The sequence below is a fragment of the Methylobacterium sp. WL103 genome, assembly GCF_008039885.1.
GTDB classification, from domain to species: domain Bacteria; phylum Pseudomonadota; class Alphaproteobacteria; order Rhizobiales; family Beijerinckiaceae; genus Methylobacterium; species Methylobacterium cerastii.
In genome coordinates, this window is the sequence record NZ_VRUX01000534.1 from 1 (window position 1) to 2,912 (window position 2,912).

The window sequence follows — 2,912 nt, forward strand, 5'->3', positions numbered from 1 at the left end:
ACGGGGCGGGCCGTCCTCCGGGCCGCAGGCCTCGCGTCGTCCGGGCGATCCGGCCGTCTCGCTCATCCTCGAAAACCCCGCTGTGCGCCGCCGGCCTCGGCGGCCTGCATCCGCTGCCTCGCTTCGGACATAGGGGCCTCACGCAGGATCGAGCAGCGCGCCGGTGACATGGCGGCGCGATCCTTCCCGCATGCGCCGCTTTTCCGCCTTCGCGACACGGCATCGGGTCTTGGCTTCGATCCGAGGGACGCCCCGAGATGCCGATGACGACACGGACCACAGCTCTCCTGCTCGCCCTGCTGCCCCTGCTGCCGATGGCGGCGGCCGCGCAGGATGCGACTCCCCTCGGGATCGGGCTGGAAGGGTTCGCCTACCCGTATCCGGTGCGCTTCCTCGCCCTGTCGCGCGACGGCGAGGCCCAGCGCCTCGCCTACATGGACGTGGCGCCGACTGGCGCCGCCAACGGCCGTACCGCCCTGCTGCTGCACGGCCGCAACTTTCCGGCGAGCTACTGGGCCCCGGTCATCGCGGCGCTGACCGGAGCGGGCTACCGCGTGGTGGCGCCGGACCAGCTCGGCTTCGGCAAGTCCTCGAAGCCGGTCGGCCCGTTCACCTTCGACGCGATGGCCGCCGACACCGTCGCGCTGCTCGACCGCCTCAACCTGCCACGGGTCGACGTGGTCGCCCACTCGATGGGCGGGATGCTGGCGGTGCGGCTGGCGCGCAACGCGCCCGCGCGCGTCAACAGCCTCGTCCTCGAAGCGCCGATCGGGCTCGAGGATTACCGATACAGCGTGCCGCCGGTCGGCAACGAGACCCTGCTCAAGCGCGAGGGCGAGCTGACGGCGGCCGCCTACCGCCGGCAGCTGATGACGAGCTACGCGCTGTCCCTGCCGGAAGCCGCGATCGAGCCCTTCGTCGCGGTGCGCGAGCGGGTGAAGGAGGCTGGCGAGTATCCGCGCTGGCTGCAATCCTTCGTGAATTCCTACACGATGATCTGGGGGCAGCCGGTGGTGCACGAGATCCCGCTGCTTCCCATGCCGACGCTGTTCATCATGGGCGGCGCCGACCACAACGCGCCCGGAAAGCCCTTCGCGCCGCCGGAACTCGCCGCCAAGATGGGCCGCAACGCCGACAACGCGACGGCGCTGGCGGCGAAGATGCCGAACGGCCGGGCGATCGTGTTCGAGGGCATCGGCCATCTCGTCCACATGGAGGCGACCGACCGGTTCGACGCGGCGATGCTGGATTTCTTGAATGCGCATTGAGGGCGCTGGGAGGCGCGGCCCCGAGTAGCTGAAACTGAAGCGCTACGGGTGGCAAAAGTCTCGAATGAGACCTGTTATGGTCTCATCTGGTTTCGGAGCATCCGATGAAAAAAGGAGTCCGCTCTTGCCGATCTGCTCGGCATCGCGCCGTACGCTTCCGGCGCCATCCCGCAATCCGAAATGGTCGCCCGAATCAATGCTGGCCTGCCGATCGGAGCCGTCGCCCGCGTCGCCACCGCGGTGGCGCCCGACGACCGGACCTTTGCCTTTCATCTGGTGAAGCGGGCGACCCTGCATCGGCGGCGGTCCGCATCGACAGGCGATGCGACGCTTTCCGCGCTGGAGGGCGCCAAGGTCGTCCGCGTGGCGCGCGTCTGGGAGATGGCTTGCGAGGTCTGGAAGGACGATGACGCGGCCCGCGACTTCCTGCATCGGCCGCATCCGCTTCTAGAAGGGCGGCCCCCGATCGACGTGGTTCTGGAATCGGAGTTCGGCGGCCCACGGGTCGAGGCCGTGCTCGGGCGCCTTAAATACGGCTCGGCGGCGTGACGGGGCAGACGCTCCGTCAGGTTCAGATGGCCTATCGCATCGGTGATCCCGACGGCAGCCATCCGATCTTCGATGCCACCGGGTCCGGCCTGTTTCCCGGACGTTGGAACACGCCGGCAAGCCCGATGATCTACGCCGCCGCAGACTATGCGACGGCACTACTGGAGAAGCTCGTTCACGGAAGCGGTGCGCTACCGCCGAACCAACACTTCGTCGAGATCACGCTCTTCGTCGGCCTATCGTACGAGATGCTGAACCAGGCGGCCGTTCCGGGGTGGGATCATCCCGATTGTGCGGTATCGAAAGCCTACGGCGAGGAATGGCTCCACGAGGGGCGTTCGCTCCTGCTCTTCGTGCCCAGCGTGGTTGCGCGGGCCGCGAACAACATTCTGATCAATCCGCGACACGCTGAATTCAATCGGATCGCATACAGCCTACATCGCCCGGTCTGGTGGGATCAACGTATGTTTCCATCGCGTTGATCTGCGCTCAACCACGGGATGTCGGGTCTCCGTGGACGGGCCGCCGACCCGAAGGATCAAGGATCGGCGGACCCGGCATCCTGCATCCGCTCACCTTCTGCCGGGCGAACCCCGCCGCAGCAAAAACACCCCCTGCGCGCCGATCAGGTTCCAGAACCACCACGGCATCGAAAAGCGCATCGGGCGGCCGCGGGCGTCGAGCGCCGCCGCCTTCTCGATGTGGGCGTCGACCGCGTGGCACAGCTCCACGAAGTCGCGCATGGTGCAGTGGTGGATGTTCGGGGTCTCGTACCAGGCCTCAGGCAGGATCTTGGTGATCGGCATCCGCCCGCGGAAGGCGAGCTCCGCCCGCACCCGCCAATGCCCGAAGTTCGGGAACGAGATCACCACCTGCCGGCCGATGCGCAGCAGGTGCTCCAGCACGATGCGCGGGTTGCGCGTCGCCTGGATGGTCTGGGACAGGACCACCACGTCGAACGCGTCGTCGGGGTAGTTTTCCAGATCCGTGTCGGCGTCGCCCTGGATCACCGGCAGGCCGCGGGCGAGGCAGGCGTTCACGCCCTCGCGCGACAGCTCGATGCCGCGCCCGTCGACGCCGCGGCGGTCGCGCAGC

Annotated in this window: 4 protein-coding genes; 3 read left to right on the forward strand and 1 reads right to left on the reverse strand. The window is 68.1% G+C overall.

Annotated features, from left to right (window positions below; genetic code table 11):
* Positions 1–263: 263 nt before the first annotated feature.
* The 3 genes from FV222_RS21880 (at position 264) to FV222_RS21890 (ending at position 2,299) form a co-directional block, all read left to right on the forward strand.
* Complete coding sequence (locus tag FV222_RS21880) at positions 264–1,268, forward strand: alpha/beta fold hydrolase (protein WP_147762625.1); 1,005 nt, start codon at positions 264–266, stop codon at positions 1,266–1,268.
* A 180-nt stretch (positions 1,269–1,448) separates the two neighbouring features.
* The gene (locus tag FV222_RS21885; protein WP_147762626.1) at positions 1,449–1,817 is read left to right on the forward strand and encodes an antitoxin Xre/MbcA/ParS toxin-binding domain-containing protein; all 369 of its coding nucleotides are present in this window, start codon (positions 1,449–1,451) and stop codon (positions 1,815–1,817) included.
* 26 nt (positions 1,818–1,843) lie between these two features.
* Positions 1,844–2,299, forward strand: a complete 456-nt coding sequence (locus FV222_RS21890) for an RES domain-containing protein (protein ID WP_147762627.1) — start codon at positions 1,844–1,846, stop codon at positions 2,297–2,299.
* A gap of 90 nt (positions 2,300–2,389) precedes the next feature.
* Here FV222_RS21890 and metW read toward each other — a convergent pair.
* Positions 2,390–2,912: methionine biosynthesis protein MetW (gene metW / locus FV222_RS21895; RefSeq protein WP_147815630.1), on the reverse strand; the 523-nt coding region annotated here is incomplete at its 5' end.